The organism is Brenneria tiliae (genome assembly GCF_023347575.1).
In the GTDB taxonomy this organism is placed as follows: Bacteria; Pseudomonadota; Gammaproteobacteria; order Enterobacterales; family Enterobacteriaceae; genus Brenneria; species Brenneria corticis.
In genome coordinates this window covers 525579-549374 of record NZ_JAKPCB010000103.1, presented here as the reverse complement: position 1 = coordinate 549374, position 23796 = coordinate 525579, and the positions used below count along the sequence as shown (strand labels likewise).

Genomic DNA, 23796 nt, shown 5'->3' with positions numbered 1-23796 from the left:
CGTTAACTATCTGCGATAAAAATCGACAAATCTAGCTATTTTTCAGCGTCATCACTTTTTTCTGCTCATGGGATATCAATCCCACTTCTATCAGTTCCATCACCTGGATAGCCTGGTGAACCGTGACCGGATTCTCGCCCTTGCCGTGTAACGCGTCACGGATCGCCGCATAATAAGCCGGGTAGTCGCCGGCAAGGGTCGGCACGGCCTGCTCGGCCACAACGCCGTCATGATGCAGCGTCAACACGCCGTCGCGCCGATCCTGTCCCCAGTTTTCCTGCGGCGGACGCTCACCGGCTTTCAACCGATCTTCCTGCGGATCGAGACCGAATTTGACGAAGCTGCCGCGCGTGCCGTGGACGATATAACGCGCCGACGGCGCCGCCGCCAGCATGCTGGCATGCAGCACCACCCGGCGCTGTGGATAAATCAGGATGGCATGGAAATAGTCCGTCGCTTTACTGCCGGGGCGCAGCTGCGCCAGATCGACCTGAATGGCGACGGGCAGTCCAAATAGCTGCAGGGCCTGATCCAGCAGGTGCGGCCCCAGGTCGTACCAGATACCGCTGCCTTCGCTGCCGTCTTCGCGCCAGCGCTGGCGAACCTGCGGCCGAAAACGGTCGATATGGGACTCCAGGTAGACCACATCGCCCAGCGACCCGGTATGCAGCAAATGTTTCAGCGTCAGGAAATCGCTGTCCCAGCGGCGGTTATGAAACACCGAAAGCAGCTTGCCGGTATGTTCCGCCACCAGTCCCAGCTCGTGGGCCTGTGACAACGTCACGGTAAACGGTTTATCCACCACCACATGCTTGCCCGCTTGCAGCGCCTGCTTGGCCAACGGGAAATGGGTGTCATTCGGCGTGGGAATAACAATAAGATCGATATCCGGATCGTTGAACAGCGTTTGCGGATCGCTCGCAACCCTGATTGTCGACCAGTCGGCGCGGACTTTATCCGCATTGCTGCTGGAAATCGCCGCCAGCTCCAGGCCAGGCGTCCCGGCGATTAGCGGCGCGTGGAACGTTTTACTCGCATAGCCGTATCCCAGTAACCCGACACGAACGTTGTCACTCATGAATCTTCCCCCTTGGCCGCTCAATTGGTGATGTGAACTCAGTATAGCACCGCAGAGACGGCCTATTTAACGGGGATTTTCTCATTTTGCCCCTTGGCTACCGGCCGGCGATTTTGGGCGTTCGGTCCTCCCACGGCGTCGTTTCCGGCGTTTTCGCCGCGGGATAGTTGATTTCGCTGCTGCGGCGGCGGAAATCGCTCGGGCTCACGCCCACCCGTTTACGGAACACCCGCGAAAAATAGAGCTGGTCGTCATAGCCGACCACCCGGCCGATATTGGCGATGGATTCCTGCGTCGTTTGCAACAGCAGCTTGGCGCGGATCACCCGCTGATCTTCCCGCCAGCGCAGGATATTGATGCCGACCTGCTCGCGAAACAGGTGCGCCAGCCGCGACGGCGACAGGCAGACGTGCCGGGCCACCTCGTCGATACGCAACTCTCCCGCCAGATTGCCGGTGATAAACTGGCAGGCCTCGATAATGCGCGGGTCGATGATTTTTTGCGGGCTCTGCGGATCTTCCTCCATCGCCCTTAGCAGCAAGCGTTCCAGCAGGTTCATCCCCAGCTCTTGCGAGAAGCGCCGCCCCGAACGCTGCGTCTGTTCAATATTGGCGAACAGGCGATCGAACTCCAGCAACAGCGGGTTATTCGGCAGGCTCAGACGCCCGACGCCGCAATGCCGGGTATGCCATTCCAGCCAGTCGGCCCAATAGGCCCGCGGGCGGAAATAGACCCAGCGGTGATACCAGCAGTCGCTGTCCGGCGAGCGGCCGTAAAAATGCGTCGATTTGGGGGGAAACAGCAGCAAATCGCCGGGATTGCAATAAAAGGCGTCGTCACCGGCAAAAACCTGTCCCTGTCCTTTGATGGTGAGATTAATAATGTAGCCCTTCATGCCGTCAGGGCGATCGATAAAGAAGTCGAGCGGGCCGTCCGCCAGGATCGGCGTCAATCCGGCGACCAGGTAGGCGTTAAAGGCGTAACCCGGCAGTAACGGATTAGACTGGGATTCATGCGCCACACGGTGATACATCCAACCTCCGGAGCTTTATCTAACGACGGGTCGCGCAAGCGTGCCCGCCTGCGCGGGCATAGCGGCGGCGCTTACAGGGTCTTCCTGGACAGCTGTTTGTAGCGGTCGAAGATCACCGCCGTCAGCAGAATCAAACCGCGCACCACGTATTGCGAAAACGGCGAAATATTCAACAGGTTCATCGCATTTTCCACGGTTCCCAAAATCAGCACCCCGGCGACGACGTAGGAAATCTTGCCGATGCCGCCTTTTAACGACACGCCGCCCAGCACGCAGGCGGAAATCACGATCAGCTCATAGCCGATCGAGGTCATCGGCTGGCCGCTGGTCATGCGCGATGCCAGAATAATGCCCGCCGCGGCGGAGACCAGGCCGGAAAGCGCGAAGATGATGATTTTGGTGCGCACCACCGGCACCCCGGCCAGACGCGCGGCCTCTTCGTTTCCGCCGATCGCCAGCGTATTGCGCCCGAAAGTGGTTTTATTCAGCAGCAGCCCGAACAGGATCATGCAGATCGCGGTGATCCAGATGGGCGCCGGCAGCCCCAGCCAGTTGGCATAGCCCAGCGCAAAGAAACGCTCGTCTTCGATGCCGACCGCTTTACCGTCCGAGATGATATAAGCCAGCCCGCGGGCGATCTGCATCGTGGCCAGGGTGGTGATCAGCGCGTTAATCCTGAGCCGGGCGATGATAAAGCCGTTAAGCAGGCCGAACGCCACGCCCAGCAACAGTCCGGCGCCCACGCCCAGCCACAGGCTTTGCGTGATATTGATCGCCACCGCCGTGGTCACGCCGGCGCAGGCGATAATCGAGGCGACGGAGAGGTCAAAATCCCCCGACGCCAGGCAAAACAGCATGCCGCAGGCCACCATGCCGGACATGGATATCGCCAGTCCCAGCCCTTTCATATTGATAAAGCTGGCGAAATTGGGCACGAAAATCGCGCACCCCAGAAACAGCACGGCAAAAACCACCAGCATGCCGTAGTTATCCCAAATGCGGGATATCCCCGAGCCGGCTTTCCGCTTATCCGGGGTCGTCGCCGCATCCTCATTGGACGGCAGAATTTTTGTTGGCATAGCATTACTCCTTGGCGGTCAGGCAACCGCGGCTTCGATATCGGGGATTCGCAACATTGCCAGACTCAGCACTTTCTGCTCAGTGGCCTCATCGTGGAGCAGCTCGCCGGATACCGCCCCTTCCCGCATCACAATGATGCGGTCGGCCAGTCCGAGCACTTCCGGCAGGTCGCTGGAAGCGAACAGCACGGCGATGCCTTGCTTCGCCAGCTCATAAATGACGTGATAGATTTCGTGCTTGGCGCCGACGTCGATGCCGCGCGTCGGTTCATCCAGCAGGATGACCTTCATCTCTTCCGACAGCCAGCGCCCCAGAATGGCCTTCTGCTGATTACCGCCGGAAAGGTTCATCATCAGCTGCGCCGCGCTGGGGGTTTTAATATTCAGCGCCTGAATGCGCTTGGCCGCATTCTCCTTTTCCCAGCGGTTATTAATGATAAAGCCGGCCTTCAGGCTCTTGCGCCGCGCGCTGATGTTGATATTGTCGCGCACCGAATGCACGGCGATGATCCCCTCGGATTTGCGATCTTCCGGGCACAGCATCACCCCCTGGCGGATGGCGTCAATGGGCGACCTCACCGTGAGCGGTTTGCCATCCAGCAGCACCTGTCCGCCGGTAATGCGGGTCGCGCCGAATATCCCCTTCAGCAGTTCGCTGCGCCCGGCGCCCACCAGGCCGAACAGCCCGACGATTTCCCCTTGCCGCACCCGCAGCGATACCGTCGATTTCACCCCCGGCGCTTTCACCTCCGTGAGCGTCAGCCGCTCCTCGCCGTGCGGACGCGGCGCATAGCCGTAAATATCCCCCAGGTTTCTGCCCACCATCGCCTGCACCAGCGATTGGTGATCCACCTGGCTCATATCGTCGAAGGTGCGCACATAGCGGCCGTCTTTAAACACGGTGATGGCGTCCCCCAGGGCGAAAATTTCCTCCATGCGGTGCGATACGTACAAAATCACCCGCCCTTCGCCGCGTAATTCGGCGATCACCCGGAACAGCTGTTCGATTTCGCGGGCGGATAGCGAACTGGTGGGTTCGTCAAAAGCGATAATTTTGGCGTTGCGGGCCAGCGCCTTGGCGATCTCCACCATTTGCCACTGGCCGATGGAAAGGTATTTAAGCGGCGTGTCGGGATCGATATCCAGTCCCAGGTGCTCAAGCTGCAGTTTGGCCTCATAACGCAGCAGCGAATAATTCACCATGCCGTACTTGTGCGGCAGCTGGCCAAGGTAAATATTCTCCGCCACCGTCATTTCCGGCACCAGATGCAACTCCTGATAAATAATCGCCACGCCGGCATTCAGCGCATCCATGGTGCTATTGAAGCGCACCGGCCGGCCCTGGATATGGATTTCCCCGGCGGAAGGCAAATAGTTGCCGCTCAGGATTTTCAACAGCGTGGATTTACCCGCCCCGTTTTCCCCCATCAAGCCGTGGATCTGCCCCGCCTGGCAGGAAAAGCTGATATCCGCCAGCGCCTTGACGCCGGGGAATTCCTTGCCGATGCCATGAAACGACAAATAGGCTGACTGTACCGTCATTTTCGTTTCCTCATAGTTGACCACTCGCCGTCGCACCGGTCGTTCCCGCCGCAGCGGGGATGGAAACCGGCGGCGAACGCACGGACCTCCCTGTCCCGCCGGCCGTTACAGCAGACCTTTTTTCTCCAGTTCGACCTTGAAGTTGTCGCGGGTGATCAGCACCACATCGGTAACTTCGGTGAACTTTTGCGGTTCCACGCCTTTGGTCACCCACTCATTCAGCATCTGGATGCTTTTATAGCCGTGGATATCCGGGCTTGGCAGCAGCGAACCATAGAAACCGGTGGCCTGTCCTTTCGACAGTTCGCTCACCGCATCCACCCCGTTGATACCGATGCCGATCACGTTGGGCGCCTTGAACCCCTGACCTTCCGTCGCCCGCACGCCGCCCAGCACGGTATTGTCGTTCATGCCGACAATCAGCCAGTTCTTCACGCCGGGATGCTGCACCAGCATCGAGTTGGCGGCGTCAAACGCCCCGGGAATATCGTTGGATTTGGTGGGAACCTGATAGATTTGCTTTTCCGGGAAACCGGCGGCTTTTAATGCATCCATCGAGCCGGTGGTGCGGCGCCGGGCGGTATCCAGTTCGTTGGCGGTGATCGCCATCACCGCGGTTTCCTCCACCTTCCAGCCGCGTTTATTCATTTCGTTCCACAGCTCCTGCCCCTGGCGCTCGCCGATTTTGCTGGCCGCCATCATGACCAGCGGCACCGAGTCCATCGGCTCGCCTCTGGCATTAACGAACTGATCGTCCACGGCGATGACCTTCAGGTCGTAGCTGCGCGCCTTGGCGACGATCGCCGCCCCTAATTTGGGGTCGGGGGTACAGATCACAAAGCCTTTCGCCCCGCTGGCCGCCAGGCTATCAATGGCATTAAGCGTTTTTTCGCCGTCCGGGACGGCGATTTTAATCACCTCGAAACCGAGATCTTTTCCCGCCTTATCGGCAAATTTCCATTCCGTCTGAAACCAGGGTTCTTCCGGCTGTTTAACCAGAAACCCCAGCTTCAACGTTTCGGCGATAGCCGATTGTGACATAACCGCGGCCAGCCCAATCGTCGCCAGCAGCTTAGTGAATTTATGCATGATGTTCTCCGCTATAGTTATTTTTTACACGTCAGAGGATCCTGGATGTGTAATCGGTTCCATTAAGGCATTTCCGGTCGGGATAAAGGAAAAGCACAGCGTTGGTGGCAGTCCTTTACTCAGCAGCATTCAGACGCTGTATGTTTTAGCGGTTATTTTCAGCAAGAATATCGAGCGTTATCACATCCCCGAACAACGACAGGTTTGTGCATATATTTAGCAAATTTAACCAGTCATTAACTTTTGACGAGCATCACAGAATGACGGCGAGCGGCAGGAAAATGCATACTTCCAGCTAACCGCTCCTCACGCCCCGCGTTAATGCCCGCCTATCGTATACGGCTATAAACAAAGGCGGAATTGACGGGAGGGGAGCGATGAACGCTGGCGCGATTACCTTGGGCCTCGACTTTGGCAGTGATTCGGTGCGCGCATTGGCCGTTGACTGCCGGAGCGGGCAAGAATTGACCACTGAGGTGGCGTATTACCCGCGCTGGCGCGCCGGGATGTATTGTCAGCCGGCGAATAACCAGTTCCGCCACCACCCGCTGGATTATATCGAGTCGCTGGAGCAGGCCATTCGCGCCGTGGTGGAACGACTGAGCGCGGCGCAGCGCCGGCGGATCGTCGGCATCGGCGTGGATTCCACCGGCTCCACCCCCGCGCCCATCGACGAACAGGGGACGATTCTGGCGCTGCGCCCCGAGTTTTCCGCCAACCCCAACGCCATGTTCGTGCTGTGGAAGGATCATACGGCGATAGAAGAGGCGGAGGCGATCACCAGCCTGTGCCATAGCGGCCGGTTTGCGGATTACACCCGCTATATTGGCGGCGTCTACTCCTCGGAATGGTTCTGGGCCAAAATACTGCACGTCTCACGCCAGGATGCGGCGGTGCGTCAGGCCGCCGTCTCCTGGATCGAACTGTGCGACTGGGTGCCCGCCCTGCTCTCCGGCACCCAGGCTCCTGGCAACATTCGACGCGGCCGCTGCGCCGCCGGACACAAGTCGCTGTGGCACCCCGACTGGGGCGGTCTGCCGCCCAAAACCTTTCTGCACGCGCTCGATCCCCGCCTGAGCGAAAAGCTGCAATACCCGATGTTTAGCGACACCTGGACCGCCGACGCGCCCGTCGGCGCCATCACCGCCGAATGGGCCGCGCGGCTCGGCCTGCCGGAAAGCGTGGTTATCGCCGGCGGCGCCTTTGACTGCCACGTCGGCGCCGTGGGCGCCGGAGCGCAGCCCTATACCCTGGTTAAAGTGATCGGCACCTCCACCTGCGACATCCTGATTGCCGATAAAGCGCGCATCGCCGATCGCACCATCAGGGGGATCTGCGGCCAGGTGGACGGCAGCGTGGTGCCCGGCCATATCGGGCTGGAGGCCGGGCAGTCCGCCTTTGGCGATATGTACGCCTGGTTCGGCCAACTGTTGAGCTGGCCGCTGCGCCAGGCGATCGCCGATGACCCGCAGTTGAAGATCCCTTTGCAGGCCGCGGAAGCCGGCCTGCTTGAGCGGCTCACCCAGACCTGGGCCGAAAATCCCTCGCTGGATCATCTGCCGGTGGTGCTCGACTGGTTTAACGGACGCCGCACCCCTTTCGCCGACCAGCGGTTAAAAGGCGTTATCGCCGACCTTAATCTGGGCACGGACGCGCCGACGCTGTTTGGCGGCTTTATCGCCGCCACCGCCTTCGGCGCCCGCGCCATTATGGAGTGTTTTGAAAGCCAGGACGTGCCGGTCGACAATATTCTCGCGCTGGGCGGCATCGCCCGCAAATCCCCCGCCATCATGCAGGTGTGCAGCGATGTGATGAATCGCCCGCTGCAAATTGTGGCCTCCGACCAGTGCTGCGCGCTGGGAGCGGCCATCTTCGCCGCCGTCGCCGCGGGCGTCCATAGCGATATTCCCAGCGCGCAGCGGCGGATGTCCAGCGGCGTCGAGCAAACGTTGACGCCGGATAGCCGGCGCGTCGCCCGCTATCAGCGGCTTTATGAGCGCTACCAGCAGTGGTGCCGCACGGCCGAACCGGCTTACGGCGCCCGGTTCAAGACCGACGCGTAATTTTTCTTTTCCCGCCGGGAATAAACAGGAGTAACCATGGATCATTTTACATCCCTTGAAGTCTGGTTCGTTATCGGCAGTCAGCACCTTTACGGGGCGGAAACCTTGCGTCAGGTAAAGGATAATGCGGAAAAGGTCGTCGCCGGTCTGAATCAGGACGCGCGCCTGCCGGTCAGGCTGGTGCTTAAGCCGCTGGTAAAAACCGCGGACGAAATCGGCGCGCTGTGCCGCGACGCCAACCATCAGGATAGCTGTATCGGCCTGCTGGTCTGGCTGCATACCTTCTCTCCCGCCAAAATGTGGATCGGCGGGCTCGGCATTTTGCATAAACCGTTACTGCAATTCCATACCCAGTTCAACGCGCAAATCCCCTGGGACACCATGGATATGGATTTTATGAACCTGAACCAGACCGCCCACGGCGGCCGGGAGTTCGGCTTTATCGGCGCGCGCATGCGCCTGCCGCACCAGGTGGTGGTCGGCCACTGGCAGGATGGACAGGCCCATCGGCGCATCGCCAAATGGATGCGGGTGGCGGCGGCGATTCAGGAAAGCAAAGGGCTGAAGCTGGCCCGCTTTGGCGACAATATGCGCGAAGTGGCGGTCACCGAGGGCGATAAGGTCGGCGCGCAGATCCGCTTCGGCTATTCCGTCAGCGCCTGGGGGCTGGGGGATTTGACCGGCGTGATTGACGCCGTCTCCCAGGGCGATATCGCTGCGCTGGTCGAAGAGTACGAAGCCAGCTATCAACTGACGGATGCGGTAAAGCTTCATGGCCCCAATCGGCAAAACCTGCTCGACGCGGCGCAAATCGAGCTGGGGATGCGGCGTTTTCTGCAACAGGGCGGCTATAAGGCCTTCACCACCGATTTTGAAAATCTGTATGGACTGAAGCAGTTGCCGGGGCTGGCGGTACAGCGCCTGATGCAGCAAGGCTATGGTTTCGGCGGCGAAGGCGACTGGAAAACCGCCGCCCTGCTGCGCATCATGAAGGTAATGGCGGACGGCTTGCCCGGCGGCACCTCGTTTATGGAGGATTACACCTACAACTTCCAAAACGGCAATAATCTGGTGGTCGGCTCCCATATGCTGGAAGTCTGTCCCAGCATCGCCAAAGAGCGGAAACCCATTCTGGACGCGCAGCATCTGGGCATCGGCGGCAAAGCCGATCCCGCCCGGCTGATTTTCTCCACGCCGCCCGGTCTCGCCCTCAACGCCAGCGTTATCGATATGGGAGGACGTTTCAGGATGCTGGTCAATCTGGTGGATACCGTAGAACAGCCCCATCCGCTGCCGAAACTGCCCGTGGCGCGCGCCATCTGGCAGGCCCGTCCGTCGCTGGAGGTGGCGGCGGAAGCCTGGATACTGGGCGGCGGCGCGCACCACTCGGTATTCAGCCAGGCGCTGGACGTGGATTATCTGCGCCTGTACGCTGAAATGCAGGATATTGAATTACTGGTGATTGACGACGATACCCGGCTTCCGGCTTTCAAAGACGCGCTGCGCTGGAATGAGGCGTACTACCGGCTCGGCGGCCGCTACTAGCACGCTGCCTGCTCTGCAATCTGCAACCTTCTGCCATTATGCCCGCGCAGGCGGGCCTTTTCCCCCTCGTACCGCCGCTTATCCCCCACCTCGTTTTTTGCCTGAGCTTCGGCAAGGCGACCTCGATCGCTGAACCTAACGCCGCCGCGGGAAGAATTGGCTTCTGGCGGCGGGCGATTTGCTTTAGGATGGCCCTTTGCGCCACTTTTACCGCTCGGACGGCAAATTTACTCAGGTTTCGCCTATATCCCTACTTTGGGTATGTTGTCGAAAGCCTGATAATACCCGATAATATGCGGGTTTTATTTTTTAGGCAGAGTAATGACCGAATTCGCACTGTTATTCGTTAGCGCCCTTCTGGTGAACAATTTCGTCCTGGTGAAATTCCTGGGGCTATGTCCGTTTATGGGCGTTTCCAAACGGCTGGAAACGGCCGTAGGCATGGGCCTGGCCACCACCTTCGTGATGACGGTCGGCTCCATGTTCTCGTGGATAGTCAACGAATTTATCCTGGTGCCGCTCGATATCCTTTACCTGCGCACCATGGCGTTCATTCTGGTGCTGGCCGTGGTGGTGCAGTTTTCCGAACTGGCGGTGCGTAAAACCAGCCCGGAGCTGTACCGCCTGCTGGGTATTTTTCTGCCGCTGATCACCACCAACTGCGCCGTGCTGGGAGTGGTATTGCTCAACGTCAATATGACGCACGGTTTTCTGCAATCAACCGTCTACGGCTTCGGCGCCGCGGCCGGCTTTTCTTTGGTGATGGTGCTGTTTGCCGCCATCCGCGAACGGCTGACCGTTTCCGACGTTCCCGCCCCGTTCCGCGGCTCTTCCATCGCCCTGATTACCGCCGGGCTGATGTCGCTGGCCTTTATGGGCTTTACCGGACTGGTGAAATTCTGATGACGGCTATCTGGATCGCCATTGCGGCACTCAGTTCGCTGGCGCTGTTTTTCGGCGTCGTCCTCGGCTACGCGTCGCGCCGCTTTCAGGTGGATGAAGATCCGGTGGTGGAGCAGGTTGAAGCCATGCTGCCGCAAAGCCAGTGCGGCCAGTGCGGCTACCCAGGCTGCCGGCCCTATGCCGAAGCGGTTTCCCTGAACGGCGAAAAAATCAATAAATGCGTGCCCGGCGGCGAAGCGATGATGCTGAAACTGGCCGAGAAGCTGAATATCGATCCGCAGCCGCTCGACGGCGACGCCACCGTGCTGAAGCCGGAACGAAAAGTGGCCTGGATTGACGAAGGCAACTGTATCGGCTGCACCAAATGCATTCAGGCTTGCCCGGTGGACGCCATTGTCGGCAGTACCAAAGCGGTGCATACCGTGGTCAGCGATCTGTGCACCGGCTGCGATCTGTGCGTCTCCCCTTGCCCGACAGACTGCATTGAACTGCGGCCCGTTGCCGCGACACCCGAAAACTGGAAATGGGATCTCAATACTATTCCGGTACGCGTTATTCAAGTAGAACACCATGCTTAAGCTGTTTGCCTCCCTGAGAAAAGACAGGATCTGGGACTTCAACGGCGGAATTCATCCGCCGGAAATGAAAACGCAGTCCAGCCAGGTTCCGCTGCGCGCCATACCGCTGGCGGAGCAGTTTATTATTCCGCTCAAACAACATCTCGGGCCGGAAGGCGAACTGTGCGTGCAGGTTGGCGACCGGGTGCTGCGCGGCCAGCCGCTCACCCTGGGAAAAGGCCGGACGCTGCCCGTCCATGCGCCGACGTCGGGCACGGTAAGCGCCATTCGTCAGCATATGACGGCGCATCCGTCCGCCCTGCCGGAGTTGAGCGTGATCCTTAGCGCCGATGGCGAAGACCGCTGGTGTGAGCGCCGTTCCTTGAGCGATTACCGCCAACACTCCGCGGCGGCCCTGCTCGCCCACCTGCATCAGGCCGGGATTGCCGGCCTGGGCGGCGCGGGGTTTCCCACCGCCGCAAAATTGCAGGGCGGCATGCGCGGCATCGAAACCCTGATTATCAACGCCGCCGAGTGTGAGCCCTATATCACCGCGGACGATCGTTTGATGCAGGAGCATGCGGATGAAATCGTTCAGGGCATCGATATTCTGGCTTATCTGTTGCAGCCGCAGCGCATCCTGCTGGGCATCGAGGATAACAAGCCCGAGGCCATTGCGGCGCTGCGCCGGGCGCTGCATTCGCGCGGCGATATCGTGCTGCGCGTTATCCCGACCAAATACCCTTCCGGCGGCGCCAAACAGCTCACCAAGATTCTGACGGGCAAGGAAGTTCCCTTCGGCAAACACTCCGCGGCGATTGGCGTGCTGATGCAGAACGTCGGCACCGTCTTTGCCATCAAGCGCGCCGTTATCGACGGCGAACCGCTTACCGAGCGGGTGGTGACATTGACCGGCGAAGCATTGCGCCAGCCGGGAAACGTCTGGGCGCGGCTGGGCACCCCGGTGCGCCATTTGCTGAAACACGCCGGATTCCACGTCACTCATCGGCCGATGGTGGTAATGGGCGGTCCGCTGATGGGATTTACGCTGCCCTCGCTGGATGTGCCGGTGGTTAAAATCAGCAACTGTATTCTTGCGCCGTCGGAGGCGGAAATCGAACCGACGGCCAAAGAGCAGTCCTGTATCCGCTGCAGCAAATGCGCCGATGCCTGTCCGGCAGGATTATTGCCGCAACAGCTGTACTGGTTCAGCCGCGGGCAGGAACATGAAAAAGCGCGCGATCATCATCTGTTCGACTGTATCGAATGCGGCGCCTGCGCCTATGTTTGCCCCAGCAACATCCCGCTGGTGCAGTATTACCGCCAGGAAAAGGCGGAAATCCGCGCCAGCGATGAGGAAGCGCAGCGCGCGGCGCAGGCCAAGATTCGTTTTGAGGCCAAACAGGCGCGGCTTGAACGTGAAAAACTGGCGCGCGAGCAGCGGCATAAGCAGGCCGCCGCCGGCGTGACGAACGGCGACAAGCAGGCCGTTCAGGCGGCGCTGGAAAGAATACGCAATAAGCAGTCGGCGGAACAAGCCCCCGCTAAATCGGTTATTGAGATCGTGCCGGGCCGGCAGCCGGATAACAGCGCGGCGATCGCCGCCCGCGCCGCCCGCAAGGCACAGGCGCGAGCCAATCAGGCGGCCTCCGCTGAGGCCGCCGACCCGCGTAAAGACGCCGTCGCCGCGGCCATCGAACGGGTAAAAGCCCGCAAGGCCGCCCAGCAGGCGCAGGCCAACGGCACCGCGCCGCCGGCTGCGGCGCACGAAACAGCCGACGCAGCAGCCGAGCCCGTCGACCCACGCAAAGCCGCCGTCGCCGCGGCCATCGAACGGGTAAAAGCCCGCAAGGCCGCCCAGCAGGCGCAGGCCAACGGCGCCGCGCCGCCGGCTGCGGTGCCCGAAACAGCCGACGCAGCAGCCGAGCCCGTCGACCCGCGCAAAGCCGCCGTCGCCGCGGCCATCGAACGGGTGAAAGCCCGCAAGGCCGCCCAGCAGGCGCAGGCTAACGGCGCCCCGCCGCCGGCTGCGGCGCCCGAAACATCCGGCGCAGCAGCCGAGCCCGTCGACCCGCGCAAAGCCGCCGTCGCCGCGGCCATCGAGCGGGTAAAAGCCCGTAAGGCCGCACAGGCTTTATCGAAGTCTCAAGAGGAATAAATGGCTTTCAAGATCGCGAGTTCACCCTTTACGCATAATCAGCAGCGCACTCAGCGCATTATGCTGCTGGTGATCATTGCCTGTATTCCCGGCATGCTGGCCCAGTATTATTTCTTTGGTTACGGCAATCTGATTCAGGTATTGCTGGCGGCGGCTACCGCTCTGGCTACCGAATCTGTGACATTGTCACTCAGAAAGTTTAACGTTCGCACCGCGCTGGCCGATAATTCGGCGCTGTTGACCGCGATTCTGCTCGGCATCAGCCTGCCGCCGCTGGCGCCCTGGTGGATGGTGGTGATGGGGACCGCGTTCGCCATCGTTATCGCCAAGCAGCTTTACGGCGGTCTGGGTCAGAATCCGTTTAATCCGGCGATGATTGGCTATGTGGTACTGCTGATCTCCTTTCCGGTGCAGATGACCAGTTGGCTGCCCCCCGCGGCGCTGCAAAGCCTGCCCCTCGGCTTCCAGGATACGCTGCTGACCATTTTTAGCGGGCATACGCCGGCGGGACATTCGGCGTCACAGCTGATGCAAACGGTTGACGGCGTCAGCCAGGCGACCCCGCTGGATACCTTTAAAACCGCGTTGCGTTCGGGCCATTCACCCGAGGATATTCTCCAGCAGCCGCTATTTTCCACTACCCTGGCCGGAATGGGCTGGCAGTGGGTTAACCTCGGTTTTCTGCTCGGCGGGCTGTTCCTGCTGCAACGGGGAACCATTCGCTGGCATATCCCGGTCAGCTTTTTGCTGACGCTGATGCTGTGCGCGTCGCTGGGCTGGATACTGGCGCCGGAAAAATGCGCGCCGCCGCTGCTGCACCTGCTCTCCGGCTCCACCATGCTGGGGGCGTTTTTTATCGCCACCGACCCGGTTACCGCCTCCACCACCAATCGGGGCCGGCTGATTTTTGGCGCGCTGATCGGCCTGCTGGTCTGGCTAATCAGAACCTACGGCGGTTATCCTGACGGCGTCGCCTTTGCGGTATTGCTGGCGAATATCACCGTGCCGCTGATTGATTATTACACCAAGCCGCGCGCTTACGGCCATCATCGCTAAGGAGTTATCATGTTCGCCACGATACGCCGTCATGCGACCACGCTGGCTATTTTCGCCGCCGGCACCACCGCGCTTACCGCCGTGGTCAACGGCCTGACCGCGCCGACCATCGCGCAGCAGACGGCATTGCAGCAAAAAAAGCTGTTGGATCAGGTGGTTCCCGCCGAGTTATATGACAATGATATGCAGCGGGAATGTTACATTGTCACCGACTCGGCGCTGGGCACCGCCTCCGCTCAGCGGGTTTTCATTGCCCGCAAAGACGGCGCGCCCGTCGCGGCGGCGGTGGAAAGTATCGCCCCGGACGGCTACTCCGGCGCCATCTACTTGCTGGTCGGCGCCGATTTCAACGGCAACGTGCTGGGCGCTCGCGTAACCGAACATCACGAAACGCCGGGGTTGGGTGATAAGATTGACGTGCGCATTTCAGACTGGATTACGCGCTTTAGCGGCCAAAGCGTGCAAAATAGCGATGATGCCCGTTGGGCAGTGAAAAAGGAAGGCGGTGCGTTCGATCAGTTTACCGGCGCCACCATTACGCCGCGCGCCGTGATCAACAGCGTAAAACGCAGCGCGCTGTACCTGAAAACGCTGCCGTCGCAGCTTAATTCCCTGCCCGCCTGTGGAGAGAATCAATGAGTGAAGTCAAACATCTGCTGATCCAGGGATTGTGGAAAAACAACTCGGCGCTGGTGCAGTTGCTCGGGCTGTGCCCCCTGCTGGCGGTCTCCTCGACCGCCACCAACGCCCTGGGATTGGGGTTGGCGACGACGCTGGTGCTGGTTCTCACCAACGTCGCCGTTTCCGCGCTGCGGCGCTGGGCGCCGGCTGAAATCCGGATTCCGATTTATATCATGTTGATCGCCTCCGTCGTCAGTACGGTACAAATGCTGATCAACGCTTACGCCTACGGGCTGTACCAGTCGCTGGGCATCTTTATTCCGCTCATCACCACCAACTGTATCGTTATCGGCCGCGCGGAGGCTTTCGCTTCTAAAAATCCGGTGGGACTTTCCGCATTGGATGGCCTGGCCATGGGGCTGGGAGCCACCAGCGCCCTGTTTGTCTTAGGCGCCCTGCGCGAGGTCGTCGGCAACGGCACCTTATTCGACGGCGCCGATTTGCTGCTGGGGGACTGGGCCAAAGCGCTGCGCATCGAGGTTATGCATCTGGAGTCGCCGTTCCTGCTCGCCATGCTGCCTCCCGGCGCCTTTATCGGACTGGGGCTGATGCTGGCGGCAAAATATCTGATTGATGAAAAAATGAAACAGCGCAAGGTTAAGGTTAAAGCGGTGACAGAGTCAGAGGTAAAATCCGCATCGACGGGGGTAGCCAGGGAGACGTTATGAATAAACTCAAACGGATTGAGATTTTAAGCCGGCTGCGCGCCAATAATCCCCACCCCACGACGGAGCTGAAATTCGCCACGCCGTTTGAACTGCTGATTGCGGTTATGCTTTCCGCGCAGGCGACCGACGTCAGCGTCAATAAAGCGACCGCCAGACTCTACCCCGTGGCGAACACCCCGGAAGCCATGCTGGCGCTGGGCGTTGAGGGCGTAAAAGCCTATATCAAGACCATCGGCCTGTTTAACGGTAAGGCCGAAAATGTGATTAAAACCTGCCGCATACTGATAGAACGGCACCACGGCCAGGTGCCGGAAGATCGCGCCGCGCTGGAAGCCTTGCCCGGCGTGGGCCGAAAAACCGCCAATGTGGTGCTCAATACCGCGTTCGGCTGGCCGACCATCGCCGTGGATACGCATATTTTCCGCGTCTGTAACCGTACCGGCTTCGCGCCGGGCAAAAACGTCGAACAGGTTGAAGAAAAGCTGCTTAAGGTAGTGCCGGCCGAATTCAAGGTTGATTGCCATCACTGGCTGATCCTGCACGGACGATACAGCTGTATTGCCCGTAAGCCGCGCTGCGGCTCCTGCCTGATCGAAGATCTGTGCGAATACAAAGATAAGGTTTACGCCTGAGTAAATGCCCGCCTGAGCGGGCATCACGCTGCCATGGCGCGCCGGTTATTTCACCGGCAGCGCGATATCTTTAAACATCGCTTCTATTTCGTCATTGGAACGCAGCGCCACCGCGCTATCCACCACGTCGCGCGTCAGGTGCGGCGCGAAGCGCTGAATAAAGTCATACATATAACTGCGCAGGAAAGTGCTGCGGCGGAAGCCGATTTTGGTGGTGCTGTAGCTGAAAATGCCGTTCGCGTTGATAGTCACCAGATCCGTTTCTATCTGCGGATCCACCGCCATATTGGCGATAACCCCCACCCCCAGCCCCAGACGGACATAGGTTTTAATCACGTCGGCGTCCGTAGCGGTAAACACGATGCGCGGCGTCAGTCCGGCGCGGTTAAAGGCCGTATCCAGCTCCGAGCGCCCGGTAAAGCCGAAGGTGTAGGTCACTATCGGATAAGCGGCCAGCTCTTCAATGGTGATGTCGGTCTTCGAGGCCAGCGGATGGTCCGGTTTCACCACCACGGCGCGGTTCCAGTGGTAGCACGGCAGCATGATCAAATCATCGTAGAGGTGCAGCGCCTCGGTGGCGATGGCGAAATCCGCCGTCCCCTTGGCCACGGCTTCCGCAATCTGCGTCGGCGACCCCTGATGCATATGCAGCGATACCCGGGGGTAACGGTCGATGAATCCTTTAATCACGGCGGGCAACGCGTAGCGCGCCTGGGTATGGGTGGTGGCGACATACAGCGAGCCTTTGTCCGGATAGGTATGCTCCCCGGCGACGGCCTTGATGGCGTCGACTTTCGACAGGACTTCACGCGCAATACGAATGACTTCCTGTCCGGCCGGCGTCACCTGCGTCAGATGCTTGCCGCTGCGGGCAAAGATCTGAATCCCCAGCTCATCCTCTAACATTCTGACCTGTTTGCTGATCCCAGGTTGAGAGGTATACAACCCTTCCGCGGTAGAAGAAACATTCAGGTTGTGATTAACAACTTCAACAATATAACGAAGCTGTTGCAGTTTCATAATTTATCCCATTATTAATTGAATTGTGCGCACGGCATCCAAAATTCTGACGATATTCCCTTTTCTGAAATATGCTGTTGCACCCTTGTCGTCTGGTGCATATTCTCATCAACTAATGTCATTTAATCATAAAAATAGTTTTTATATAACCACCATCGGATGGTGTAGCGCAAGAAAGCGTCGGTTCAGGAAAACTATCACCGATGGCGCAAGAAGCCAACACGCCGTCTCGCGCAAGAATAGAGAGTAACGCAGCGGATGATTATCCTCTCGGATAAATCGCGCTCTCCTTACCCAGATCAAAAAAGCCAGCCTAAAAAGGCTGGCTGAGGTTGCTGACAAACCCTTCATCGTCATCCCCGCGCAGGCGGGGATCTATTTTCAGCTAGTGCATTGATATCAGCAAGATTCCTGCCTACGCAGGAATGACGGATTTGGGGTCAATATCACGAATGCTTACTTTGTCAATGTTCTGAAGCCAGCCTAAAAAGGCTGGCTTTACGCGGCTAAGGCGTGACTATTTCTTCCCTTCCACCCACTTGCCGTCGATATAGAACGCCGACCATCCGGTCGCTTTGCCCTCTTTTTCCGAGGAGACATATTGCTGTTTGGTCTTACGACTAAAGCGCACCACCGTCTTGTTGCCGTCTTTATCGGCCACCGGCGCATCCGCCAGGTAGCTCAGTTTCTCCGGCAGGCGATCTTTAAAGCGTTTCAGCTCTTCTACCAGCGGCGCGCGCGTCTCGCGGGATTTCGGGAACGTATTGGCCGCCAGAAAAACGCCGGCCGCGCCGTCGCGCAACACGAAATAGGCATCGGACTTTTCGCACGGCAGCTCCGGCAATGGAACCGGATCTTCTTTCGGCGGAGCCACTTCGCCGTTGCGCAGAATTTTGCGCGTGTTGCTGCAGACGTCGTTGGTGCAGGCCATATATTTACCAAAGCGGCCCATTTTCATATGCATTTCCGCGCCGCATTTTTCGCACTCCACCACCGGGCCGTCATAGCCTTTGATGCGGAACTCGCCGGCTTCGATTTCATAGCCGTCGCACACCGGGTTGTTGCCGCAGACGTGCAGCTTGCGTTGGTTATCAATCAGGTAGCTGTCCATCGCCGTGCCGCATTTGGCGCAGCGCCGCCGAGCGCGCAGCGCATTGGTTTCGGCCTCATCCCCTTCCAGCACGTTAAGCACTTCCGCTTCCGGGATCAGGTTGATGGTGGTTTTGCAACGCTCTTTCGGCGGCAGCGCGTAACCCGAACAGCCGAGGAACACCCCGGTGCTGGCGGTGCGGATACCCATTTTTCGTCCGCAGGTCGGGCAGTCGATGCTGGTCAGAACCATCTGGTTGGGGCGCATACCGCCTTTTTCAGGATCCTGCTCCGCCGTTTCCAACTGCTGGCTGAACTCGGCGAAAAACGCGTCCAGCACCGCCTTCCACTGCGCCTGATTATTCGCCACCTGATCCAGGCTGCTTTCCATGCGCGCGGTGAAATCGTAGCTCATCAGTTCACGGAAGTTCTCTTCCAGGCGGTCGGTAACGATCTCGCCCATTTTTTCCGCATAGAAGCGGCGATTCTCCACCCGGACGTAGCCGCGATCCTGAATGGTCGAAATAATCGAGGCGTAGGTGGACGGCCGGCCGATGCCGCGTTTTTCCAGCTCCTTGACCAGCGACGCATCGCTGTAGCGGGCGGGCGGCTTGGTAAAATGCTGTCCCGGCAGCAGCTTCTGCAGCGCCAGTGGCTCGCCGACGGCGACGGTCGGCAGCGTGCGATCTTCGTCGTTCTTGCGCAGCGCCGGCATCACTTTCGTCCAGCCGTCAAAACGCAGGGTGCGCCCTTTGGCGCGCAGTTGATAACCCGCCGCTTCAACAATCAGCGTGGTGGAATCGTATTGCGCCGGCGTCATCTGACAGGCCACAAACTGCCGCCAGATCAGTTGATACAGCTTCTGCGCATCCGCTTCCATATCCTTAAGATGCTCGGCAAGCACTTTCACATCGGAGGGTCGGATGGCTTCGTGCGCTTCCTGCGAATTTTCTTTGTTGCTGTAGTGATTGGCGGCGTCAGGCAGATAGCGTTTACCGAATTCATCGCCGATATAGCCGCGCACCATGTTCAGCGCGTCCTGGCTCAGGTTGGTCGAGTCGGTACGCATGTAGGTGATGTGGCCCGCTTCATACAGCCGCTGCGCCATCATCATGGTTTTTTTCACCCCGAAGCCTAAACGGGTGCTCGCGGCCTGTTGCAGCGTGGAGGTAATAAACGGCGCCCCCGGCTTGCTGCTGGTGGGTTTATCTTCCCGCTCAGCCACCGCATACTCAGCCTTTTCCAACAGGCTGACGGCGGCTTGGGTCTGGGTTTTATTGACCGGCTTGAACGGCTTGCCGTTATGATGCGTGACCTGCATCTGCAGCTGGGTGTCGCTGCCCGCCAGTAGCTCGGCATGCAGTTCCCAGTACTCTTCCGGCACAAAGGCCTTGATTTCACGCTCGCGATCGACCACCAGCCGCACCGCCACCGACTGCACCCGTCCGGCGGATAACCCGCGGGCAATCTTTTTCCACAGCAGCGGCGAAACCATATAGCCCACCACCCGGTCCATAAAACGGCGGGCCTGCTGGGCGTTAACGCGGTCGATATTCAGCTTGTCCGGATTCTCAAACGCCTGGCGGATCGCATTCTTGGTGATTTCGTTAAATACCACGCGGCTGAAACGCTGATCGTCGCCGCCGATGATTTCCCGCAGGTGCCAGGCAATGGCTTCCCCTTCGCGGTCAAGGTCGGTCGCCAGATAGATATGACTGGCGTTTTCCGCCAGCGTTTTCAGTTCGGAAACGACTTTTTCCTTACCGGGCAGGATTTCGTAATCGGCTTTCCACCCGTGATAGGGATCGACGCCCATGCGGTTCACCAGCGCGGATTTCTCATCCTTTTTGACGGCTTTTTTGGTTTTGTCTTTGGTTGAGTCCGCGCTCTTTTTACTGGCTGAGCCACTGGTCGGCAGATCGCGCACATGACCGACGCTGGATTTAACCACGTAGTCATTGCCTAAATACTTATTGATCGTTTTGGCTTTTGCCGGGGACTCAACTATAACGAGAGCTTTACCCATATGTACTATTACCTGCTGGATTCTTCTGAAAATCAGATATCTTTTGGGGGCACCCGCCGCAGTGACAAGGGCGGATACTCGATTAATTATCGGTTACGGCGCCGTTCGCTTATCCGTTACAGGTGAGCGTTTCCACCCAAATAATCTTCCGTAACCCGCATATTCGGTCTGAATAGTAACGCCTTTATTGCAACGACGGATAAACACGGACTGCTTTGACGTAAAGAATTTATTCCACTGACCGCGCAAAATCCCACACTCTACCTGATAAATGTCGTCACGCAACTTAATTAGCATGGAAAAGCGGTTTTAGCCACCCGACGGTGAACTCAGTATCGGCAGGCAAGTGACTAAAACTTAGTGCATTTGTGATAAAATCCGCCGCAGAAGCACCAATCTGGATAGCGTTCGAGCCGTTATGGCGTCCCATTTCCCATAACCTGGACGGCGGCCCGATATACGCGCTATCGCTTTAAAAGCGACCTGGGAGTAGGTAATACATGTCCGATGAAATGCAGTTTAGCGTAGAAAAATCACCTATCGACCGCCAGACCCTGCTGGCCGAAGCCAATGCCATCATCAAGAGTCACGACGACTATCTGCACGGCATGGCGGCCGATGACGTCGAGCAGAAAAACGGCGTGCTGGTTTTCCGCGGCGAATTTTTTCTCGATGAAAACGGTTTGCCGACGTTAAAAACCACCGCCGTGTTCAATATGTTCAAGCATCTGGCGCATGTGCTGTCGGAAAAATATTATCTGGTCGATTAAACGACGGCGCCCGCGATAACCCGCGGGCGCCGGACGATGGCATTATGCGGCCGCCTTGATTATAACAGCGGATTATTCCCGCGCTGCCACCAGCGCAGCATCAGCCGTTCAAGAGCGTCGCCGGTGCTGCCGGTCAGCCGATCCAGCAGGCGCTTACGCCGCGTGTAGCGTACGCCGAGCACTTCGTGATTGGCCATTTCGGCGATCAGCAGATCGTCGCTGGTGCCGATCGCGTCAACCAGCCCCAGATCTTTGGCCTGCGAACCAAACCAGTGCTCGCCGGTCGCCACCGCGTCGATATCCAGCGAGGGGCGCATCTGATGAACAAACTGCTTGAACAGGCCGTGGGTAACGTTTAAATCTTCGCGGAATTTCTCCCGTCCCTGCTCGGTATTTTCACCGAACAGCGTCAAGGTGCGTTTAAACTCCCCGGCGGTGTGCAGTTCAACGTCGATATCCTTGTTTTTCAGCAAACGGTTGAAGTTGGGGATCTGGGCGACCACGCCGATTGACCCGACCACGGCGAAAGGCGCGGCGACAATACGGTCGGCGACGCAGGCCATCATATAGCCGCCGCTGGCCGCCACTTTATCCACCGCCACCGTCAGGCGGATGCCGCCCTGGCGCAGCCGTTGCAGCTGCGAAGCGGCCAGGCCGTAGCCATGAACCACCCCGCCCGGACTTTCGAGGCGCAGCAACACCTCGTCCTGCGGCTTGGCCACCGCCAGCACCGCCGAGACCTCTTCGCGCAGCGAACTCACTTCGCCGGCGTCCATGCTGCCGTTGAAATCCAGCACGTACAGGCAGGGTTTGGCGCTTTTTTCCTCGCCGCGCCTGGCGCGCTGTTTTTCTTGTTTGGCCCTGGCTTTTTCTTTCTTTTTTTCCTGTTTGGACAACAGCTTGCGCTCAGCGTCGCCGAGATACGCCATGCGCATGTCCCGCTGCATATCGCGGTACTGCTCGCCCAGATTAACCACCTGCAATTCGCCTTTGCGCTGACGTTTACGCTGTGTCGCACCGACGGCTAAAATCACCAGCGCCGCAATAAATACGACGATGGTAAGCACTTTAGCCAGGAATAAACCATACAGAGAAAGTAATTCCACAAATACCGCCCTCATCGACTGAGTATTGAATATCAAAGTGATAACGCTAAATCGGCATTCATATGCCAGACCTTTAAGCTAGCTTATGCCGCGCGATATGGCGATGTTAATCGCGCCATCGCCCTGTTTTCCGCTGCTTTTTAATACACCCGCGGCAAGAAATGGCGCCAGTCTCATTGAAAATGCCGTCCATTTAAGGCATAAAACCCGTCAACTTATCCTATTTATCGGATGCCTTTTCAGCCAGATGCCGTGGCTGCGCGTTAACGATTCGCTTTAGCAAAGGTATCCGCTCCGTCTGTAAGAGGAATTACCCGTGTACTACACGCCTCAAAATGACCTGCTGCAACAGAAAATCATCCTGGTTACCGGCGCCGGCGACGGCATCGGCCGTGAAGCCGCGCTTACCTACGCCCGCTTCGGCGCGCGCCTTATTCTGCTGGGCCGCACCGAAAGCAAACTTCAGGCGGTTAAGCAACGGATTCAGGAAGAAAACGGCGCGCAGGCGCACATTATCGTCTGCGATATGTTAACGACCAATTCGGCGCAGTTCTTTCAGCTGGCCGACGAGTTGGCCCAGGTGACGCCCCGCCTGGACGGCGTACTGCACAACGCCGGACTGCTGGGCGAGATCGCGCCGATGACGCGGCAATCGGCGGACGTCTGGCACGATGTAATGCAGGTGAACGTCAACGCCACCTTTATGCTGACCCAGGCGCTGCTGCCGCTGCTGCTGAAATCCCCCGGCGCGTCGCTGGTGTTCACCAGTTCCAGCGTGGGCCGCCAGGGGCGCGCCGACTGGGGCGCCTATGCGGTATCGAAATTCGCCACCGAGGGCATGATGCAGGTATTGGCGGACGAGTACCGCCAGCAGAATCTGCGGGTGAACTGCATCAATCCCGGCGGGACGCGCACCGGCATGCGCGCGGCGGCATTTCCCGATGAAGACCCGGAGAAACTGAAGACCCCCGCGGATATCATGCCGCTCTACCTCTATCTGATGGGCGACGACAGCCGCCGTAAAACAGGTATGAGTTTTGATGCGCAGCCCGGCAGAAAATCAGGCCCGGCCGAATAGTCAGGAGAAAACGCCGCATGAGTGATGAACGTCACCAACAACGTCAGCAACGTATAAAAGAAAGGGTCGATGCCCGCATCGCCGCCGCCAGCGAGATACGCGGCATCCTGATAATTTTCACCGGCAACGGCAAAGGAAAAACCACCGCGGCCTTCGGTACGGTAACCCGCGCCGTGGGCCATGATTTACGGGCCGGGGTTATCCAGTTCATTAAAGGCGAGTGGCCGAACGGCGAGAAAAACCTGCTGCAGCAACACGGGGTGGAATTTCAGGTTATGGCCACCGGTTTTACCTGGGAAACGCAAAACCGCCACACCGATAGCGACGCCGCGCACCAGGTTTGGCAACACGGCAAACGCATGCTGGCCGACCCGCAGCTGGATCTGGTGGTGCTGGATGAACTGACCTATATGATCAGCTACGGCTACCTGGAACTGGAAGAAGTGGTGAGCGCCCTGCGCCATCGCCCGGCGGGACAAACGGTCATTATCACCGGGCGGGGATGTCATCGCGATTTGCTGGAGATGGCGGATACCGTCACCGAAATGCGGCCGGTAAAACACGCCTTTGAGGCCGGCATCAAGGCGCAGCAGGGGATCGATTGGTGACGGGCCGGGCGGTGA

Annotated in this window: 20 protein-coding genes; 12 read left to right on the top strand and 8 right to left on the bottom strand. The window is 58.8% G+C overall.

Annotation, left to right across the window (positions count from 1 at the left end):
• Window positions 1–31: 31 nt before the first annotated feature.
• From MFP24_RS23350 to MFP24_RS23330, 5 genes are all read right to left on the bottom strand, one after another.
• The gene (locus tag MFP24_RS23350; RefSeq protein ID WP_249232293.1) at window positions 32–1078 is read right to left on the bottom strand and encodes an oxidoreductase; all 1047 of its coding nucleotides are present in this window, start codon (window positions 1076–1078) and stop codon (window positions 32–34) included.
• Between the two features lie 97 nt (window positions 1079–1175).
• A complete protein-coding gene (araC, locus tag MFP24_RS23345) occupies window positions 1176–2111 on the bottom strand; it encodes an arabinose operon transcriptional regulator AraC (RefSeq protein ID WP_249232294.1) in 936 nt (311 codons plus the stop codon).
• Between the two features lie 71 nt (window positions 2112–2182).
• Entirely contained in the window at window positions 2183–3190 is a 1008-nt protein-coding gene (gene araH, locus MFP24_RS23340) for an L-arabinose ABC transporter permease AraH (RefSeq protein ID WP_249232295.1), read from the bottom strand.
• Window positions 3191–3208: 18 nt separating this feature from the next.
• Window positions 3209–4732, bottom strand: a complete 1524-nt coding sequence (araG, locus tag MFP24_RS23335; RefSeq protein ID WP_249232296.1) for an L-arabinose ABC transporter ATP-binding protein AraG — start codon at window positions 4730–4732, stop codon at window positions 3209–3211.
• Between the two features lie 105 nt (window positions 4733–4837).
• Complete coding sequence (locus MFP24_RS23330; RefSeq protein ID WP_249232297.1) at window positions 4838–5821, bottom strand: arabinose ABC transporter substrate-binding protein; 984 nt, start codon at window positions 5819–5821, stop codon at window positions 4838–4840.
• Window positions 5822–6198: 377 nt separating this feature from the next.
• Here MFP24_RS23330 and MFP24_RS23325 point away from each other — a divergent pair, with 377 nt between their 5' ends.
• The 9 genes from MFP24_RS23325 to nth all read left to right on the top strand — a co-directional run bounded on the left by MFP24_RS23325 (window position 6199) and on the right by nth (window position 16084).
• The gene (locus MFP24_RS23325; protein ID WP_249232298.1) at window positions 6199–7884 is read left to right on the top strand and encodes a ribulokinase; all 1686 of its coding nucleotides are present in this window, start codon (window positions 6199–6201) and stop codon (window positions 7882–7884) included.
• A gap of 36 nt (window positions 7885–7920) precedes the next feature.
• A complete protein-coding gene (gene araA / locus MFP24_RS23320; protein ID WP_249232299.1) occupies window positions 7921–9429 on the top strand; it encodes an L-arabinose isomerase in 1509 nt (502 codons plus the stop codon).
• Window positions 9430–9750: 321 nt separating this feature from the next.
• Complete coding sequence (gene rsxA / locus MFP24_RS23315) at window positions 9751–10332, top strand: electron transport complex subunit RsxA (RefSeq protein ID WP_249232300.1); 582 nt, start codon at window positions 9751–9753, stop codon at window positions 10330–10332.
• Window positions 10332–10910, top strand: a complete 579-nt coding sequence (rsxB, locus tag MFP24_RS23310) for an electron transport complex subunit RsxB (protein WP_249232301.1) — start codon at window positions 10332–10334, stop codon at window positions 10908–10910. The genes rsxA and rsxB overlap by 1 nt, the downstream gene beginning before the upstream one ends.
• Window positions 10903–13047: an electron transport complex subunit RsxC gene (rsxC, locus tag MFP24_RS23305; RefSeq protein ID WP_249232302.1), complete on the top strand. Its 2145-nt coding sequence runs from the start codon at window positions 10903–10905 to the stop codon at window positions 13045–13047. The genes rsxB and rsxC overlap by 8 nt, the downstream gene beginning before the upstream one ends.
• Window positions 13048–14103: an electron transport complex subunit RsxD gene (rsxD, locus tag MFP24_RS23300; protein WP_249232303.1), complete on the top strand. Its 1056-nt coding sequence runs from the start codon at window positions 13048–13050 to the stop codon at window positions 14101–14103. It abuts the gene before it with no gap.
• Window positions 14104–14112: 9 nt separating this feature from the next.
• Complete coding sequence (rsxG, locus tag MFP24_RS23295; protein WP_249232304.1) at window positions 14113–14742, top strand: electron transport complex subunit RsxG; 630 nt, start codon at window positions 14113–14115, stop codon at window positions 14740–14742.
• Entirely contained in the window at window positions 14739–15452 is a 714-nt protein-coding gene (locus MFP24_RS23290; RefSeq protein ID WP_249232305.1) for an electron transport complex subunit E, read from the top strand. Before rsxG ends, MFP24_RS23290 begins: the two co-directional genes overlap by 4 nt.
• Window positions 15449–16084, top strand: coding sequence for an endonuclease III (gene nth, locus MFP24_RS23285; protein WP_249232306.1), 636 nt, complete (start codon window positions 15449–15451; stop codon window positions 16082–16084). The genes MFP24_RS23290 and nth overlap by 4 nt, the downstream gene beginning before the upstream one ends.
• Window positions 16085–16129: 45 nt before the next feature.
• On the opposite strand, the gene cysB is transcribed toward nth, so the two are convergent.
• Both cysB and topA read right to left on the bottom strand, forming a co-directional pair.
• The gene (gene cysB / locus MFP24_RS23280) at window positions 16130–17104 is read right to left on the bottom strand and encodes an HTH-type transcriptional regulator CysB (RefSeq protein WP_249232307.1); all 975 of its coding nucleotides are present in this window, start codon (window positions 17102–17104) and stop codon (window positions 16130–16132) included.
• A gap of 517 nt (window positions 17105–17621) precedes the next feature.
• Complete coding sequence (gene topA / locus MFP24_RS23275) at window positions 17622–20219, bottom strand: type I DNA topoisomerase (RefSeq protein WP_249232308.1); 2598 nt, start codon at window positions 20217–20219, stop codon at window positions 17622–17624.
• Between the two features lie 500 nt (window positions 20220–20719).
• Between topA and MFP24_RS23270 the strand changes: the two genes are divergently transcribed.
• Window positions 20720–20989: a YciN family protein gene (locus MFP24_RS23270; RefSeq protein WP_009112800.1), complete on the top strand. Its 270-nt coding sequence runs from the start codon at window positions 20720–20722 to the stop codon at window positions 20987–20989.
• Between the two features lie 59 nt (window positions 20990–21048).
• Here MFP24_RS23270 and sohB read toward each other — a convergent pair whose 3' ends face one another.
• Window positions 21049–22095, bottom strand: coding sequence for a protease SohB (gene sohB, locus MFP24_RS23265; protein ID WP_249232309.1), 1047 nt, complete (start codon window positions 22093–22095; stop codon window positions 21049–21051).
• 316 nt (window positions 22096–22411) lie between these two features.
• On the opposite strand from sohB, the gene MFP24_RS23260 reads away from it, so the two are divergent.
• Window positions 22412–23173: a YciK family oxidoreductase gene (locus MFP24_RS23260; RefSeq protein ID WP_249232310.1), complete on the top strand. Its 762-nt coding sequence runs from the start codon at window positions 22412–22414 to the stop codon at window positions 23171–23173.
• Between the two features lie 17 nt (window positions 23174–23190).
• A complete protein-coding gene (cobO, locus tag MFP24_RS23255; protein ID WP_249232311.1) occupies window positions 23191–23781 on the top strand; it encodes a cob(I)yrinic acid a,c-diamide adenosyltransferase in 591 nt (196 codons plus the stop codon).
• Window positions 23782–23796 lie beyond the last annotated feature (15 nt).

Excerpts from the sequence above, each read along its gene's own strand:
- MFP24_RS23350 (WP_249232293.1), bottom strand. The coding sequence starts at position 1,078 with ATGAGTGACAACGTTCGTGTCGGGTTACTGGGATACGGCTATGCGAGT.
- araC (WP_249232294.1), bottom strand. The coding sequence starts at position 2,111 with ATGTATCACCGTGTGGCGCATGAATCCCAGTCTAATCCGTTACTGCCG.
- araH (WP_249232295.1), bottom strand. The coding sequence starts at position 3,190 with ATGCCAACAAAAATTCTGCCGTCCAATGAGGATGCGGCGACGACCCCG.
- araG (WP_249232296.1), bottom strand. The coding sequence starts at position 4,732 with ATGACGGTACAGTCAGCCTATTTGTCGTTTCATGGCATCGGCAAGGAA.
- MFP24_RS23330 (WP_249232297.1), bottom strand. The coding sequence starts at position 5,821 with ATGCATAAATTCACTAAGCTGCTGGCGACGATTGGGCTGGCCGCGGTT.
- MFP24_RS23325 (WP_249232298.1), top strand. The coding sequence starts at position 6,199 with ATGAACGCTGGCGCGATTACCTTGGGCCTCGACTTTGGCAGTGATTCG.
- araA (WP_249232299.1), top strand. The coding sequence starts at position 7,921 with ATGGATCATTTTACATCCCTTGAAGTCTGGTTCGTTATCGGCAGTCAG.
- rsxA (WP_249232300.1), top strand. The coding sequence starts at position 9,751 with ATGACCGAATTCGCACTGTTATTCGTTAGCGCCCTTCTGGTGAACAAT.
- rsxB (WP_249232301.1), top strand. The coding sequence starts at position 10,332 with ATGACGGCTATCTGGATCGCCATTGCGGCACTCAGTTCGCTGGCGCTG.
- rsxC (WP_249232302.1), top strand. The coding sequence starts at position 10,903 with ATGCTTAAGCTGTTTGCCTCCCTGAGAAAAGACAGGATCTGGGACTTC.
- rsxD (WP_249232303.1), top strand. The coding sequence starts at position 13,048 with ATGGCTTTCAAGATCGCGAGTTCACCCTTTACGCATAATCAGCAGCGC.
- rsxG (WP_249232304.1), top strand. The coding sequence starts at position 14,113 with ATGTTCGCCACGATACGCCGTCATGCGACCACGCTGGCTATTTTCGCC.
- MFP24_RS23290 (WP_249232305.1), top strand. The coding sequence starts at position 14,739 with ATGAGTGAAGTCAAACATCTGCTGATCCAGGGATTGTGGAAAAACAAC.
- nth (WP_249232306.1), top strand. The coding sequence starts at position 15,449 with ATGAATAAACTCAAACGGATTGAGATTTTAAGCCGGCTGCGCGCCAAT.
- cysB (WP_249232307.1), bottom strand. The coding sequence starts at position 17,104 with ATGAAACTGCAACAGCTTCGTTATATTGTTGAAGTTGTTAATCACAAC.
- topA (WP_249232308.1), bottom strand. The coding sequence starts at position 20,219 with ATGGGTAAAGCTCTCGTTATAGTTGAGTCCCCGGCAAAAGCCAAAACG.
- MFP24_RS23270 (WP_009112800.1), top strand. The coding sequence starts at position 20,720 with ATGTCCGATGAAATGCAGTTTAGCGTAGAAAAATCACCTATCGACCGC.
- cobO (WP_249232311.1), top strand. The coding sequence starts at position 23,191 with ATGAGTGATGAACGTCACCAACAACGTCAGCAACGTATAAAAGAAAGG.